This window comes from Paenibacillus sp. B46(2026) (assembly GCF_056786355.1).
In genome coordinates this window covers 2,293,667-2,311,006 of the sequence record NZ_CM165907.1, presented here as the reverse complement: position 1 = coordinate 2,311,006, position 17,340 = coordinate 2,293,667, and the positions used below count along the sequence as shown (strand labels likewise).

General features: G+C 42.9%; 9 protein-coding genes. All 9 read right to left on the bottom strand.

Translation table 11 applies throughout. The features are described 5' to 3' along the window. Window positions 1-5 precede the first annotated feature (5 nt). Window positions 6-1,592 (bottom strand): helix-turn-helix domain-containing protein, encoded by a 1,587-nt coding sequence (locus AC1S8V_RS10625; protein ID WP_482073570.1) that lies wholly within the window; start codon window positions 1,590-1,592, stop codon window positions 6-8. Then, window positions 1,589-3,367 (bottom strand): cache domain-containing sensor histidine kinase, encoded by a 1,779-nt coding sequence (locus AC1S8V_RS10620; RefSeq protein ID WP_482073569.1) that lies wholly within the window; start codon window positions 3,365-3,367, stop codon window positions 1,589-1,591. The genes AC1S8V_RS10625 and AC1S8V_RS10620 overlap by 4 nt, the downstream gene beginning before the upstream one ends. Before the next feature lie 30 nt (window positions 3,368-3,397). Beyond that, complete coding sequence (locus AC1S8V_RS10615; protein ID WP_413775777.1) at window positions 3,398-4,273, bottom strand: carbohydrate ABC transporter permease; 876 nt, start codon at window positions 4,271-4,273, stop codon at window positions 3,398-3,400. A 15-nt stretch (window positions 4,274-4,288) separates the two neighbouring features. Beyond that, a complete protein-coding gene (locus tag AC1S8V_RS10610) occupies window positions 4,289-5,170 on the bottom strand; it encodes a carbohydrate ABC transporter permease (RefSeq protein WP_062833683.1) in 882 nt (293 codons plus the stop codon). 180 nt (window positions 5,171-5,350) lie between these two features. Further along, the gene (locus tag AC1S8V_RS10605) at window positions 5,351-6,664 is read right to left on the bottom strand and encodes an extracellular solute-binding protein (protein WP_482073568.1); all 1,314 of its coding nucleotides are present in this window, start codon (window positions 6,662-6,664) and stop codon (window positions 5,351-5,353) included. A gap of 256 nt (window positions 6,665-6,920) precedes the next feature. Then, the gene (locus tag AC1S8V_RS10600) at window positions 6,921-9,005 is read right to left on the bottom strand and encodes an acyltransferase family protein (RefSeq protein ID WP_482073567.1); all 2,085 of its coding nucleotides are present in this window, start codon (window positions 9,003-9,005) and stop codon (window positions 6,921-6,923) included. A gap of 574 nt (window positions 9,006-9,579) precedes the next feature. Beyond that, window positions 9,580-10,140: a flavin reductase family protein gene (locus AC1S8V_RS10595; RefSeq protein ID WP_482073566.1), complete on the bottom strand. Its 561-nt coding sequence runs from the start codon at window positions 10,138-10,140 to the stop codon at window positions 9,580-9,582. 97 nt (window positions 10,141-10,237) lie between these two features. Next, window positions 10,238-14,341, bottom strand: coding sequence for an NACHT domain-containing protein (locus AC1S8V_RS10590; RefSeq protein WP_482073565.1), 4,104 nt, complete (start codon window positions 14,339-14,341; stop codon window positions 10,238-10,240). A 298-nt stretch (window positions 14,342-14,639) separates the two neighbouring features. Continuing rightward, on the bottom strand, window positions 14,640-17,288 hold the full coding sequence (locus AC1S8V_RS10585) for an adenosylcobalamin-dependent ribonucleoside-diphosphate reductase (RefSeq protein ID WP_482073564.1): 2,649 nt from the start codon (window positions 17,286-17,288) through the stop codon (window positions 14,640-14,642). Between the last annotated feature and the right edge of the window lie 52 nt (window positions 17,289-17,340).

Here is a 17,340-nt window from a genome sequence, read left to right as displayed (position 1 = left end):
CATTTCTACCTTCCCGAAGGCTTGAACGACATTGCCTCTTCGCGATATTCACTCGGGGTCTTGCCGGTATGTTTTTTGAACAGCCTGCTAAAATATTTCACGTCCTCGTAGCCGCTGATGGCAGCGACTTCACTGACCTTCGCTGGAGACACCGCGAGCATGTCCATTGCTCTTCGTATACGCGTGTCGGTGACAAAATCGCCGAAAGTCACACCCATTTCTTTTTTAAAAAGCTCACTGAGATGTCCTGGATGCAAATGAACATGTCCGGCTACCTGCTGCAGATTAATATCCTGAGCCAATGAAGACTCAATATAGCCTATCGCCTTTTGCACATGTGCAGCCTGTCCCTGACCCATGCGACTATGATAGGCATGCATCAGACCATACAGATGATGGAACAGCATATCCCCGAGTTCCACAGCGTCTGCATCCGGTTCCGGCAACCAGGGTTCGAGCCTTGCGGATTCTTCACGCCCTATGGCTCGCATCGTACGAGTCAGCCAGCGATGACCTGCAATAACGGCAGAATGCAGACAGGCACCGAACGATTCTGGTGTGACTTCCGGTTCTGCTATAAGATTGGCCACAAGTTCTCGTGTCCATGTCGTTAACGTGACTGAATCATTATCCAGCAGCAATGTGCCGAGTACGGTCTCCTCTTCTTGCGTAAGTACGGTTTTGCCACCTTGACGATCCTGAATGTGCTCATAATGCCATATTTTATAATCAATCAAACTCCGATATCGAAATGCCACTGAAGCGGTTTTATAGCTCTCGTGCAGATCTGCAGATCTATGAACTGGCAGACCTATTGCTGCACGCAAGGTGCACTTCAATAATTGCTCCACCCGACGTAATGCACTCTCCAGCCTGAACGTATATTCATGTTCCACAGGCGGCCATGAAACTACACAAATAATTTGCTGTTTCTCTACATGAGCAATGGTACCAGGTAGCATATCCTCCAGAGTATTCTGCACCGCAAATCGTAATAGCGCATCCGAGGATCGATCCCAACCCTCTGCTCGAAGAATAATGACTTGTCTGAGAATCTGTTCATCATCAAGGCCGCCAACCCCTGCCTCTTTTCCAGCATCAGATCGCAAAAATGAAGGGAAATGACCCGAAGAGATATCACCATCAATAATCCATCCGGCAAACAACCGCTCCCGATTCTCCCGCATGAGCTGTCCTTCTCTGGACTTCTCTGCCCAACGTTCTGTTATTCGCTGTTTGGCTTGTAACACGGTCTTGATAATCTCTTCCGGCTTGCTTGTTTTGAGCAAATAATCGGTAACACCTTGGCGAATCGCCTGCTGGGCATAAGAAAAGTCATCGTATCCGGATAAAATAATAACCTCCAGCTCAGGTAGCAATCGTAGTCCCTCTTCTGCCAGTTCCAGACCCGATCTGCCTGTCATCCGGATATCCGTCATCAGGATATGTGGGCGCTCCTCCGCCATGCGCCTTAACGCCTCCTCTGCCGATGCAGCAGGTTGAAGAAGTTCAATTCCGAGTTCATGCCAAGCGATTACGCTGGCAAGACCTGTACGAATAATGACTTCATCATCTACAATTAATAGTCTCATGGCGCTCCCTCCAAGATTGGAATGGAAAACGAAATGCGGGTACCGCCACCGACCCTGCTATCCACTTCGAGCTGTGCTTCCGGTCCATAATGAAGCAGCAGTCTCTCGTTCACATTACAGAGCCCATAACCGCCTTGGGTTAGTTGCTTTTCCGTCTGTTTTCCCGTCTGAACAATGCTTATCCTTAATTGCTCCAGCTTGCTCGGCTCCATGCCGACACCATCATCCAGCACCAGCACATTCATCTGTTCATTCTCTGGATCCTTGCGAATCATAATGGTGATGGTTCCCACAGTGGATTTGGGCTGAATGCCGTGAATCATGGCATTCTCGACGAGCGGTTGCAGGAGCAACTTCAGCATCATAAGCTGCTCTAATGCCGGATCTATTATATAATGCAAGACAAATTGATCCGGGAAACGAATCGACTGCACACGCACATAATGACGAATATGAGCAATCTCCTGTTCCACAGGGCAGTAATCCTGACCATTGTTCAAGCTGATACGCAGGAAATCACTCAATCCCTCCACCATATCCGCGATCCTCTTCTCTTCAGACATTAAGGCAATCCAGTGAATCGAAGAGAGCGTGTTATACAGAAAGTGCGGGTTAATCTGCGCCTGAAGCACTCGAAGATCCGCTTCTTTTTTGCGGGCTTCACCACGAATAACCTCTTCCTTCAACAACTGAATATGTGCACCGAGCAGATTGTAACTCTCCCCAAGCCTGCCGATCTCGTCATCACTTTCGGACCGAAACAAAGGAAGCGGGCGTTCCGGATCAATTCGAGACAGATGCCGGGTAAGTACACGAAGCGGCCTCGTCACACGCTGCACCGTAAACCAGACCAGTCCAGCACTAATCACAGCAGACATCGCAACGGCACACCCGGTTAGAATAAGGATATACCGATTCTCAGACTTGTACTGGTCATAAGGAACCGTTCCAACCAACGTCCAACCCGTCAGTTCTTCCGGATAATAGAGCAACGTCCGTTTATCCTCGCCACTGCCATATGTGGTTGTTCCGCTACCGCCACCCTGAATTAACGTTGTGACTCCTGGTTCGACCTGCTCCAGCTTAAGTCCAAGCCGGGATTTGTCCATGGAAGACAAGATCTCTCCCGAACTACCGATGAGTTCAAGTCTGCCTTGCCCTCTGCCTAATCCCAGAGCAGCCCATCCTTTGGATATGGCCTTCTCATCCAGACTGATCGCCAGCCAGCCGATGGGTCGATAATCATGGATACTGCGGATCGGTCGAACCAATGTGATCACATTTTGTATCCCCGCATAATTCTGAACCGGGTATACCCCCGTCCATTTTTTCACCGCTTCTCCGCTCGGTACAGGTGGATAAGATAAGCTTGAATTATTGGATTCATACCAGGTAGCGGTAGACAATGTGGCATCGAAGCGGCCTGGATATATGGCGATATTGGCGATATATTTCTTGGAAGCAGCTAGATTGGTCATCCTGCCCAGGATATCCACCCGATCTAGCTCATGGTCTTCATTGTGGCTAAGATACTGCTGGATGTCCCGTTCTCCAATCAGGAAAATGGACAGGTTCTCGGCATCCTGCAACATATAACGAAGATTTGCTTCTACCTGTTTCAGCGTATCCATGCCGGACAGCTTTGTTTTTTGCTCTGTGATGCGGGAAGAGATCAGAAAGGCGAACAGGCCCAAGGCCAGCAAAGGCACAATCATTGAAGCCGTCACAACGACGGATAGCTTCCTTTGTAACGAAGATGTGAGCCAGCGTGCCAAACGTTTCTCCTCCTCTGGATGCGCTTTCGCTTACCCTTTGACAGCTCCTGCTGTCATGCCTTTCATAACCTGTTCCTGGAATATCAGATACAGAATAATGGTTGGAATGACCGACAGGGTCATGGCAGCAAGCGTTAATCCGTAATCCGTCTGATATCCATCCGCAAAGTTCGCAATCGCCAGCGGTAACGTTTTCAATCCGGTTTTGTTGATGAACACAAGCGCAAATGAAAAGTCATTCCACGCATGCAGGAAACTCAGGATCGTAACCGTTGACAACGCAGGGACAGACATCGGCAGCATAATTCGGGTAAACAGCCCCCACAGCCCTGTTCCATCAATAAAAGCCGCCTCTTCAATGTCACGTGGAACACTTGTCAGATAAGCTGTAAGCACGAAAATAGCCGTAGGTAATGCAAAGGCCGTATACGGTAAGATTAATGCCCAGTACGTATTCAGCAATGACATCTGTTTCATCAGAATAAATAAAGGAACAAGTGTACTATGAATCGGAATGAGCATGCCTACGACAAAGAAGGTCATGATTAACCCTTTCCAGCGAAACTGGAAGCGGGCAAGGATGAATGAAGCCAACGCTGCAATAAACAGCGTCAGAATTAATGATCCGACGGATACAATTAGTGAATTGCCAAAAGCGGTCCCCAGCTTGGAGCTTTCCCATGCATTGCTGAAATTGGCTACGTTCCAGTTTTCAGGCAGACCGAAAGGCCTGCTATAGAAATCTTCATTCGTTTTGAACGCACTAATCACGAGCCAGTAGAACGGATACAATGTTAAAATACCATAGACCGTCAGCAGCGTCCAAACAATTCCGCTGCGAAGACGTCGAATCGGATGACCCGAGCCGCTTCGTGGTGATGGCATGGATACAGGTGTCACGCGCATTATAGCTCCCCCTCTCTAATGGTTCTCTTTTCGTTTGCGACTGGTTACCCACTGGCTTGTTCCGATCAGCAGTAACGAGATCAGTACGATGGTCGTCGAGATGGCACTTCCGAAGCCATAACGGTATGTGGTAAAAGTGGAATTGTACATATACGTAGCGAGTAGTTCTGTGGCATGCGCCGGACCACCCTTGGTCATGATGTAGACCAGATCGAATGATTTGAGGCTACCCGAAATACATAGAATGATGGCAACCTGAACTGTTCCCCAGATCATGGGTAAAGAGACCGATACCAGCTTCCGGATTCCTGAAGCACCGTCTATTTTGGCAGCATCATGAATCTCGCCTGGAATATTTTGCAGCGCTGAGATAAAGATGATCAGATACAACCCAACAAAGCTCCACAGCAGCGGCGGTACCAATGAGAAAATTGCAATCTTATCATCGGACAGCCATTGCAGCTTCCAACTCTCCAGCCCAAGTGCATCCAATAGAAAGTTCAATATCCCGATCTGTGGATGATAGATATACTGCCAGATCATTCCGATAACGACAGTGGATAACACCATCGGCAGAAATACCGCTGAACGCAGAAACCGCTGCAATGGATTGCTTTTGTGTAATATGACCGCCAACATCAGTGCTAACGGAATTTGCCCAAATACAGATGCGAGCACAAAGATAACGTTATTTTTCAGTGCCCGCCAAAATACAGGATCATGCCAGATCTCAATGTAATTATCCACACCAATATATTTGGATGCCCCAATGCCGGACCAATTGAAGAACCCGTAGTACGCTGACCACACGACCGGTACAAATACAAACAATGCATAAATGATGACTGCCGGGGCCAGCCCCAGCATAATAAAACGCCGACTTCGCAGTGCGTTCATCTGTTCACTTCCCCTCCTTGAATGCCTTTCCCAACTTGCAACTGACTATCTCATCAATACTTAAAACCCCTCCCCTGCCGGGAAGGGGTTCTAACGGATAACCAGCTAATATGTGATGAGTTCATTGGTTCTTCATCGTCAAGTTGTACGATCGCAATCGCTGTCTAGTTCGATGAATCGTTACTGACTAACAGCATTGGCTTGAGCCGCCTGAATTTTAGCTGCAATGTCTTCGGCCTTGCCGCCCATTAGCAGCTCTTGCAATGCATTATTGATAACCTCAACCGTTGCCGATCCCAGCTTGGAATCGTATACTGGCGTAATCTTCACTTCCTGCATCAGATCATATAATTCTACGAACAATGGATGCGCTTTGGTTTTGTCCAGATCAATCTTGTAACTCACCAATGTGCTGCTATCCAATGTGGCCTTCTGACCATCAGGTCCTGCCAGCGCGTAGAACAGCTCCATCGCTGCCTCTTTTTGTGCACCGCTCAGCTTTTTACTTACACCCAACCCGGTTCCTACAACACCGGATGTTGTTCTTGGTTCACCCTTACCTCCGTCCACTGGAGGAAGAATCGTAATATGTGTGTTGTTCAACACCTCTTCAGGTGCATTGTTCACCAGATTTGCCAAGGCCCATCCGCCGTTCATGACCATCGCTGCCTTACCTTGGAAATAAAGCTGCATCATCTGTGTCTCATCGATACTGTTGAATCCATCCTGGAATGCCTTGGTGTTGCCAAGCTCCTGCATCTTGTTCAAGGCTTCAATAAATGGCGGATCGGTAAAACTTGCACCATCTTGTGCTGTCGCTTTCAGGAACCAGTCCGTGCCGGTGATCCGGTCAGCCAGTGTACTGAATATCGTCGACTGTGCTACCCAGTTTGCCTTGTTGCCAAGTGCCATGGGAATGACTTTATTTTGATTAAAAGTAGCAATCGCTTGTTCCAATTCCGCCCACGTCTCAGGCACTTTCACATTGTACTGTTTGAAAAGAGCCTCATTGTAATAAATGAAGGAACTCGGCGCCAGATTCATGGGCACGGAGTAGATATTCCCGTCCACGGTGTATCCGTCCAGTGCATTGGGGATAAAATTATCTTTCCACTCCGGCTTCGCGTCCAGCTCTGCATTAATGGGCTGTAACAGGTCACCTTTCACAAATTCCTTGGTCATGGCATCCGGCCACATCACGAACAGGTCTGGCATCTCGTTGGCAGCTGCCACCGTGCGAAGCCGGGTTTTGAGACCATCTGTTGGCAAGCCTTCATCCACAACTTCAATATCTGGATGCGCCGCGCGGAAATCTTCAATAATTTGGCGCATCGCAACCGACTTTGCATCCTGTCCGGTCCAGTTGTGCCAGAGTGTGACGGTTACTTTGTCATTGCCGCTGCCTCCTTCTGAAGTGTCCCCGCCAGCACAGCCAGCAAGAATAATGGAGAACAACGTTATTGCCAGGAAACCCGAAAGCCATTTTTTCAACATCTCTATATTCCCCCTTGCGATTTGAATACACTTATTGTAAATGGTAACGCTATCATACCGTAAGGTGACGATCCACGGATGCAGGGGTGAAAAATATCGGTTCCCCTGTTTGGAACTTACTTTGCTGACGTATTGTTCATAACATATAAAAAGAGCCCTCACAATGAGAGCTCTTTCTTGTTGCAGCCGTCGGTAGCTTCACCCCAGGCTATATATAATGAATAAGTGCTAAATCGTATTAAATATGGATTGCGTATTATTGGATACTGTTCTTCACCAGTTCTGCAAAAGCTTCGGACCCTTGCGTAGTGAGATGTACGCCATCTTTTTCAAAATATTCGTCATGTCCCTCACTTGCACTGTTCCAGTCAATCAACGAGACATTGCTGTATTTGGATGCTGCCTCATTCAACGCCCTGTTCACCGTTCGTTCCCACGGACGAGGTACGCGCACGGTAACCAGATATACCCGATCCTCATCCTTCAGATAATCAAGCACAGCATTCAAGTTTTTGGAGTTAAATGAACCATTCGTCCCGAGCTCCAGCACCACTTTGCTGCCCATTTGATTGTTTTGCTTCAGACCTTCCAATACATCGCCTGCCTGCCACATCTGACGACCGACATGTCCGTCCACGTACACTCCCGATATACTTTGCTCCAGATACGGTTTTGCATCCAAAATCACCGAATCTCCAATGACGGTATAATGAACCTTGCCATCCTCGGCAGGAGGAGCCGTTTCTTCATTGTCCTGAGATAAATCAGGTGTGTCATCCGTATCATCGGATTGATTCGCTCCTGCGTCATCTGGTGTATCATTCTCGTTCGTCACGGAGTCATCAGCCGGCTTATCTTCAGACTGACCGTCCTTGCCAGGATTCACTGAATTGTCTTGGTCGTCAGGTTTTGAATCTGGAGCAGGCTCTCCTGTCGGCTTCTCATTTTTCCCTGGATCATCTTTCGTTCCTGCTTCCGGTTTATGGGTATGAGCATCGCTCTTTTGGCCTGAGCCTGACGTCGCTGTAATAGCTGGCAACACATCCTGTCCCTGTTCCTCCGCTACGGAATTCTCTCCATTCAATGTGTTGGACATCGATACCGAATGGGAGTCGGAGTTCGCTGCATGTGAGACCATCATCTGCGATACCGTATAGGACAACAGTAGAATCGTCATCAACAGACCTGCCCGCTTCCACCATACATTACGTATACCGATCGATGACCGCCCTCTTCCCCATAATCGGGACCAAGAATCACGGAATCCATTGTACCGAATCGGATTTTCAATATATTTAAGGGACAATGAGGCCAGTACAACCGTTGCAGCAACCTGTAAAATGATTCGTACAGGATGTGCTCCTCCCGTATCCACCGCGGGATTGGTTAAAATAATGACAGGATAATGCCACAGATATAATCCGTAGGATCGCTCTCCGATCCAGCGTAATGGCTTCGCGCCAATGATACGTGCCAGGAAAGACGATGGGTGAGCCAACACCGCTACCAGCAACGTTGTTGCAATAGCCTGAAGCACCATGCCCCCTTGATACAGAAACGGATCGTATTCACTGCTATTCAGCATCATGTAGATTAATAAAGCAAGCGCAGCAAGTCCCGACACATCGAGCACAAGCCGGTTCATGCCAGGCAGAGAGTTCGATAGATTGCGACTAGGCCACACCACGGCAAGAGCAGCACCAGCAAGCAGTGCGAATGCCCGCGTGTCTGTTCCATAATATACACGGCTCGGGTCCAGATCCGGATTATACATGATGGCCATTGCGCCAGCAGATAATTCAGCTGCGACAACAATGAAGACGACCAGCCATCCCTTTCTTTTGAACACTACGATTGCTGCGATCAGTAGAAGAGGCCATATAAGATAAAATTGCTCTTCCACAGCCAGTGACCAGAAATGTCCAAACGGTGATGGAGGGCCAAAACTTTCGAAATAGGAAACGTTGTGAAAGATATACCACCAATTGCTTATGTATAATACACCCGAAACGATATCACCACGAAGCGCAGCAAGCCGGGATGGGTCTGTACAGGCCAACCAGATCATCACCACAGCTGTCATGGTCAGCATGCCTGGAAGTAAACGCCTTACCCGTCTTACCCAGAAATCACCGAGTGAAATGCGTCCATGTTCCTGCCACAGTGACACGAGAATATCTGTAATTAAATATCCCGAGAGAACAAAGAATATCCCTACACCGAGCAGGCCGCCCGGAATAAAATCCAAATTCAGATGATACGCGATTACCGCAAGTACAGCGATGGCTCGCAAGCCGTCAAGTCCATTCATATGTCTCTTACGATTTAACGATTGTGACATGCATGCCCCTCCTTGTTACTGTGAGTCAACAACATCGGTGTTGGGGGCATAAAGGAACTCCTGATCGTTCTGGTTGTCATTAACATACGTATTGCACCTTCCATCTTTCATTTACAACATAAGAAAAGCTCCTGTTCGAAGCACGATCCGATGATGCTACATTCTGTGTGGATTCTATAATCTTAAAGAAGACGTGTTGCCTGTCCATTAAGTTTGATTATTAAGAAATTCTTTATATTCATTCGTGAGTTCACGTTTAGCATTATACGCCCGTATTAAGCCTCATACTTTACATTAATAGTTACAAACGATTAAACCGATGTAACCTTTCCTGCCAGCCCATATAGCTGTAAAATCATACTCTAATTTTGTCGTTAAATATAGTACTTTTCATCGAGTGGCTAAAATTACCTGTCCCGCTTGCGCAAACCAGCATACCCACGAATTCGTTCATTGAAACAATTGAATTCATAACAAAAGGCTGCCGACTTGCTCAGCAGCCAATATCCATTATAAACCTATGTCAGACCGGATTGAAAGTTTTGCTCATAATTGCTTCTTCTTGCCTAGGACCCTAGAGGTGGAACGGGTGAATCTTTTCTTCTGTCCTCGCATCCATGATCCGGTATGCTGAACGTCCTGTGTACATTGGGATTTGCAACTTCTCCAGATCAACCATTCCATTCTCTAGAAAGTACTTCTGATCCTGATATCGCTGCAACACTTCCCCTGCAATCCATTCATGGTCACCATATGTCGTAATCTCCATAACCTTGCATTCATAAGCAAAATAAGCGTCTGTCAAAATCGGTACACTTACCTTGATTCCTTCCTCATACGGAATGCCGAATCTTGTGAATTTATCCGTATCTCTTCCGCTAAACGTTCCTGCAGCTTGAATCCACTCCGATCGATGACCTGGCAGGAAATGAACACCGAATACGCCACTCTTCTCAATGAGTTCATAGGAGTATGTTTCCTTACGAAGGGAGATGCCATATACACCTGGTGATGATCCGATGTATGTATGCCATCCGGACGCCATCACATTCTGAACTCCCTCATGACGTGAAGTCACCATCGCTACCATTCCAGGATAAGAATAAAATATGGGTTCTTCTATCGGCTGACGCATCTAATCCCCTCCTTTTTAATTTGGATGAGAAAAATAACAGGATAATAAAATATAGTTATTTTCATCTCTTGGTATAAAAAATTAATTGAAATATTCATTATTCGACAATTAACCCACTTCTTTTAATATAATTATGCAGGATTTTCTCATCGTTAAACAAAAGGCTAAGTCGATAATTTTTTCTCCGGATTACATTAGTATCGTTTTGTGGCAGAGGTAATAACGCACGATATCCATCCACATAAACTAATGAAAAACTGTCTATATTTATTCCATTGTTCACTATTGTATAATCAACTTTAAATGCATTAGAATCAGGGTGCTTTGTTGCCCACGGCTCATCAAATGGGTAATCTTTATCAATTTCGAACCAAATAATTTTGATATTTGGATTTTTCAGATAAATCATTTCTTGTTTCTCATCATGTGATATCCATTCAAGTTTCTTACTATTGACAACTAAATTGTTTATTTCAGATATTTCGTTTTCTTGAAGCTGATTAACTAAATAATAGTCCTTGTTAGGATATACTAGCGCCTTACATAATAAAAATAATTGATGGATATATTTTCGAGCCAGATCATCTTTTCCAAGGATGGAAAATGCAGAAATCATATTGATTAGTCCATATCTTCCACCTTGTTTTAATATAAAAGTAATAATTTGCTCTTTTGTACTATCATCATCTAATAGTGTAGATGTGACTATGTGAAAATAGTTATTAATTTTACCACCATGTTGTTCAGGGAAAGACGCTTTTTTCAATACTTCAAAGATCTGTGTCAATTCACTATCCACAGATTTTTCAATCTCCACAAGAGTTTTCCATGTGTTAATTTTAGAATAATTTATCCCATGAATTTTACAACTATAGTACTCATTCAACTCAGTAAGCGAGATGTTTTTCAAATCTACTGTAGGTGAATCTGTTTCAAAATGACTAAATATATCAACTGATATTACGTCATAAATATCATTTAATATAGGCGAATCGGGAATACACAGTTCTAAAACGTATTTAAAATATTCAAGATTTCCTCCTTGATCAGTTGTTGATTTCATAATCGTTAACATTGAATACGTGTCATTTAGCAAAACTTTTAATTCATACTCATCAAACCAATTACTTTGATGTCCTAAAAAAATACACCTTGGTAGTAAATATGATATGATATCGTCTTTTCTGAAAGCGGGTCTGTAGATACTGTTATTGATTGCTTTTAGCAAAAACTCGTCAGCTTTTGACATATCGAAGCAGGACATCATTGCTGCAAAAAGATAATTACTATCGGTGTTAGTATCATAATAGGATAGGTTCTTTAGTTCTTCTTCATTGATATTAACTAACATTTTGATGTTGGTTATACTTTTAAACAAGGTTTTATTCCTTAGAAATACATTGTATAGAACTGTTGTTATAGAAATCACACTTTTATAGTCCAGCAAATTTTTTATGAATTTTTTAAGCTGATTCTCATCAAACTCAAATCTAGATATTATCTCTCCTATCAGTTGAGAATTGTTATAAGAAAACCAATTATCATAAATGAAATTATATTTTTTCACACAATCTATGATTAATTCCAGAGCACCCGATTTGGTTGTATGAAAATCAATAATAGTTTTTCTGATCTCAACACCGAGAGCATATTCACGAGAACATAGTCTCTCCTCATTCTCTAACAAAATCGTAATATAGCTATTAGCCTCAAGATTACGTTCCCATGTTCCGTAATGATTTTTATTTACTTCATTGAATCTTTCCATCAAAAATTTATTATCTTCAGTTCTACTTCCAGCTAACAAATTATGAACAATAATTGAATTGAGCTTATAGATTGGTTTTGTAGAACTATTGAGTCTCTCTTTCAAAATGTTCCTTAGTTTTTGAAGCGTTTCTCCAAATAAATAGTATATATTTTGGGTTCTTAGAAGTGTAAAGCATAATACCTCTAGAAGATCGTTACCCAGTTCAGGTATAATTTTCTCCAATTGATCCACGTAAAATTCGAGACCTATTTCGAAATAACCAGAAGTTTTCATCGCACTATTTTGTCTATATAGATAATTTAGCTCAGAGTCAACATTTTCAAGATTAAATTTACTAATCACATTAGTATATATTTTTTTGAATGAAGCTTTATCTTGTTTACATTTGTAAAACCAAAATGCACAAGGATTCAATTTATAAGCCTCTTCTTCAAAACCATCACTTAAATTGTATTCCGCTTTTAGGAATAAACGAATATCTACATTCTGACGAAGAATATATTTTTTAATGAAATCCCAATAATTATTTTGAGAAAGAAATGATTTAATCCCGATTCCTTGGTTATTGATAAACGATTTTAGATCTTTGTATTCTTTAGTGCAAATGACATCTACTAATTTGTCTGATTGTAGATAGCTTTCATCACCAACACCATAATCACTCCTCTGACCAATTAATCCATTTTTAAAATGGTACCAGTAATCTCTCCCTAAGTAAGCTTCAAAGAAACGTAGAGACAAGTTCTTGAGAATATCTCTATTTCGAATGCTTTCTTTCAATTCTTGGAAAAGAAAAATATTGAGTACAAAGTCTTTGTCTGGAAACAAGCCCAAATCTCTCAATAAAAATGGATCATTATAAAAATTATGTTTTATTTTCTTATACAGAAAGTACTCATGAAAACGTTTATGCTTAAATGAATATCTAATTTGAATTTTCTCTCCATGGGCTACATCAAAAAACAATTCAGTTAGAGAATTAATTATCGAATCTATTTCATAGTATGTGAGCTTGCTATACAACGTACTAATAATATTCTGAAAATCATTTACGGTTAAATTGAGGGTGTTATTTAACTGTAAAAAATAGGAGACTTCTTGAAGTATTTCCTCTATACTAGTAATCTTCACTTCAGGCAATTTCAAATTTTTTATTTTTTTAGAACTATTCAATAAGCTATAAAAAGTATGAGAAATCAAATCAATTTTAGTTGTAGAGTCATCAACATTTTCAATATACTCCCATAATAAATTCACTGAAAATATGTCATCAATCTCTATTAGCAAACTCTTGATCTTACTTTTGACACTTTCATATTTTTCGCTTTTAGACTGTACTGCTTTAGCAACAAAGTATTTATCAATAAATTCATGATTTAAAGCATCAATTTGGTAAATTTTCGGATCCATTTCCCTATATAAGAACGTCAAGTTAGGAGAATTTAGTCTTGAAGACACAATGATATTTTCAGTATTTTTTCTTCTTTTTAACATTTTCATAAAAGAAATAGTTTTATCAACATCTGAAATACTAATTTCATCTAGCCCGTCAAAAATATATAAGCATTTTTGTCCATTATCACCAAAAGGAATTGAATAATCTTTCAATCTGTTTCTAATAAGTGATTCTAAATCACCCATTACACATTCTCTTAATCTGATATATATAGGTATAGGAATAGATTCAATTGAAACTTTATTATTTTGGGAGTAGTTTTCTAAAAATTTTTCCGAACTACACACATAAATTTTCTTTAATATTTCTGTCTTTCCAGTACCGGCATATCCCAGAATAACACTGAAATTGTTTTTTAGAATTTCCTTCTCAATCTGTGTATACTCAAAGCCATTAATAGATATTTCTAAAAAAGAGTTTGATTTCAAAAAAGTTTTTTCTTCAACTGTTACGGAAGAATCAATAAATGCAATTTCATTTTGCGAAGAAAAATACATACGATATATATCATGATTCTCAACTTCATTAAGTATATGGGTAAAGTTTTCTTCCTTTATCCAATGTATAGTTATATTCATTCTTCTAGCTTCTTTTTGAATCATAACTCTTGATGTTGTTAATTTATCATTTAACAGTTCTTCGCTTGTACATTCTGGTTTAATATTTAGATTCGAATAGATATAGATCTCATCTAGTTTTCCCTTATAGAGAGTGAAAGCTTTTTTCAATGAATTATATACTTGGTCATAAAATAAAGTCGAATTATGACTTGTAGAATATTTACATTGAAACCCATAGAATTTTCCACCTGATTTTATAGGTTCTGTTTCAAGACCTGTCTGATTATAATTTACAGAAAATTCATACCCGCTTATTTTAAATTTACGCATAAATAAGTGCCTACACATTCTTTCAAACGCCTCTTCTTTATCAGCATTTTTAATATTAAATTTGTTCCAGTTTACTTCAAACATAAAATCCTCCTAAAACTTCAATATCAAACGAGCTTCATATTTAAATGGTTCATATAGAATATTTGTATAGAATATTTGTATCAACGTGATTTACAGAGTTGATACACGAGAATAACTAAGTAAGTTGTATTTATCCCATTAAGTATTTGAGATTAGCTAACCTTTATTTATAACCCAATAAAATATTAGACCATTATGTAAAATATCAAGTTATGGTACTGTATTTCGATTAATTACCAAACTACAGTACCATAACCAAAACAAAATATATGTCGTTAATTGTCGTTCTAGTTGAGATTTAATTGCACTTACTGTACCCACAGTTGCTGCATGTTTTGCATCCTTCCACATTCATCAGGGATGCCGAGCCGCATGAAGGACATAAATCCCTCGATTCGGTAAAGGTTTTCTGATCCTCCACTTTTGGATACGCGCTCTCCACTGGATTCTGTTCTTGTAATGCTCCAGTTTCTTTCTCCTGAGCACTGCTCTGTACATGACTTTCCAATGCTTTAGCGACTGCATCGGCAATCGATTCCACCCGGTTGGCTCCGAATCCAATCGCTCCCGAACCACCGATTCCCTTGAGATGTTTGATCAACAGTTCAACCTTGTGCCCATGATCTCCGTATCGAAGGAACAGAGAGCATACTCGACCGAGTGCCTCAGCCATGGCAAACACGTCCGATCCCGCTTTGCCCACGTTCAGGAAGATCTCACCCGGCGTTCCCTCCAGATCATTAATTGTAATGTAAGCCATACCGAATGGCGTATTGATTTTGTATGTCGCACCGCGCAGTACTTGAGGACGGCTTCTATATTGTTTATCGAGCACTTTAGCAGACGAAGAGGGTTGCTCGGAAGAATGCGTTCTAACACCAACCTGGCTATTGAAAGTTCCATCACTTGCCTGCACTTCCGCATTATTCGTCAATTCACTAACTGACACATCAGGAAGTGTCTCCAAGTTAGTAATTAATGTCGAATCTACATCTTCGGTCTTGGTCTCTTCCTTCTTCAACGTGGACAACACCTGCACATCCCTGCTGCCGTCGCGATATATCGTTACTCCCTTGCAGCCTAGGTCGAAGGCCAGTTCGTACAGCTCAGCCGTATTCTCCACTGTAAAATCAGCCGGACAGTTGGCCGTCTTCGAGATCGAACTATCCACCCATTGCTGAATCGCAGCCTGTACCCGGATATGATTCTCAGCCGACAGATCCATCGCCGTCACATAATAGTCTGGTAAAGCTTCACCCGGATGTTCATCCAGCCAGTCTTGTGCAATCGGTACGAACTGTTCATCATAACCTAGACGGCTTTGACGGAAATACTTGAAGGCGAAATACGGCTCAATACCTGTTGATGTGCCCACCATCGTACCTGTACTTCCCGTTGGCGCTTGTGTGATCAGTGTGACATTTCGAATGCCCTGTTTACGGATGGCCTCTCCCACTTCAGGGTACGTCGCAACCATGTTTTTCATGAATCCACTCTGTAAATACGGTTCCGCTTCGAAAGCCGGGAAAGCTCCCTTCTCTGCTGCAATCTCTGCCGATGCCAGATAGGCCTCCTTCGCCATGAATCCATACAGTTTATCCAGAAATGCAAGAGATTCAGGGCTGCCGTATCGAATACGCAGCTTAATCATCAGCTCTGCCAGTCCCATTGTGCCAAGCCCAACCCGGCGTTCACGTTGCTGATTCAGTCTATTTTCCTCAAAATGATATGGTGTTGCATCGATGACATTGTCCAAAAATCTAGCCGAGATGCGGGTGGTTTCCGCCAACTCATTCCATGCCACATCATGATTTGTTTCATCGTAGAATTTGGACAGATTGATTGCTGACAGATTACATACACCCCAGCCAGGCAGGCCCTGTTCCGCGCAAGGATTAGTACAGATGATCGGATTGAAGTACCAGCTGTTGGACATCTGGTTGTAGTACTCCATGAATACCACACCAGGCTCTGCCGACTTCCAGGCTGATTCAATAATGGTATGCCAGATTTCGCGAGCCTTCAGCGTCCGATAGTGCACCACCGAATGACCTGCGGCTTTCCACTGCTGCATATCCCCGTTCCACTCGGTATCATAGTCCGGATCGTTCGTATCGGGGAAAACCAAATCCCAGTCTCCGTCCTGCTTGACAGCCTCCATAAATGCGTTGCTCACACATACAGAGAGATTGGCATTGGTCACCTGCCCCATTGTTTGTTTTACGGTAATAAAATCAAGCACATCCGGATGCCAGTCATTCATCATCAGCATGAGTGCACCCCTGCGACTTCCGCCCTGTTCAATAAGTCCAGTCGTATAACTGAACAAGCCACCCCAGGATACGGAACCGCTGGATGATCCATTAACACCTTTCACAACCGACCGCCGAGGACGCAAAGAAGACAGATTAATGCCTACGCCTCCCCCGCGTGCCATAATCTCGGTCATCTCGGTCAGGGTTCTCATGATGCCACCTCGACTATCCTGCGGAGACGGAATGACATAACAATTGAAGAGTGTCAGCTCATCGCTTGCACCCGCACCCGCAGCAATGCGGCCACCGGGCACTAACTTCCAATCTTCCAACACAGAGCGGAACTTGGACTCCCACGTTGCCCGCTGATCAGCTGTGGATTCGACAGAAGCCATCGCTTTGGCAAGACGGTCCCACATCTCTTCCGGTGTTTTTTCTATGTTGAGTGTCAATTTCTCCACGTTTGTCTCGATCATCTCTCCGCTTCGAGTTCTTACCTGTACAAGCTGCCCTTTTCGTTCTATGATTTCGCCCACTTCCTTGGTTGGGAACTTGGGATCATCCTTCGTTAATACCAATACAACATCTCCGACCTTGGCATGATTCGAATCAGCGTCCTTCCAGGCGTATCGGTCCAGAAATATTTTTTCGCTGAGTCCTTCTAATTGGTACGATCGTTGGTTCGATTTCATCGCTACGTTCAACCTCCCCGGAATAAATCTCCATTTTCACTATAAGAGTAAA

Excerpts from the sequence above, each read along its gene's own strand:
- AC1S8V_RS10610 (WP_062833683.1), bottom strand. The coding sequence starts at position 5,170 with ATGAACGCACTGCGAAGTCGGCGTTTTATTATGCTGGGGCTGGCCCCG.
- AC1S8V_RS10605 (WP_482073568.1), bottom strand. The coding sequence starts at position 6,664 with ATGTTGAAAAAATGGCTTTCGGGTTTCCTGGCAATAACGTTGTTCTCC.
- AC1S8V_RS10615 (WP_413775777.1), bottom strand. The coding sequence starts at position 4,273 with ATGCGCGTGACACCTGTATCCATGCCATCACCACGAAGCGGCTCGGGT.
- AC1S8V_RS10600 (WP_482073567.1), bottom strand. The coding sequence starts at position 9,005 with ATGTCACAATCGTTAAATCGTAAGAGACATATGAATGGACTTGACGGC.
- AC1S8V_RS10625 (WP_482073570.1), bottom strand. The coding sequence starts at position 1,592 with ATGAGACTATTAATTGTAGATGATGAAGTCATTATTCGTACAGGTCTT.
- AC1S8V_RS10590 (WP_482073565.1), bottom strand. The coding sequence starts at position 14,341 with ATGTTTGAAGTAAACTGGAACAAATTTAATATTAAAAATGCTGATAAA.
- AC1S8V_RS10585 (WP_482073564.1), bottom strand. The coding sequence starts at position 17,288 with ATGAAATCGAACCAACGATCGTACCAATTAGAAGGACTCAGCGAAAAA.
- AC1S8V_RS10595 (WP_482073566.1), bottom strand. The coding sequence starts at position 10,140 with ATGCGTCAGCCGATAGAAGAACCCATATTTTATTCTTATCCTGGAATG.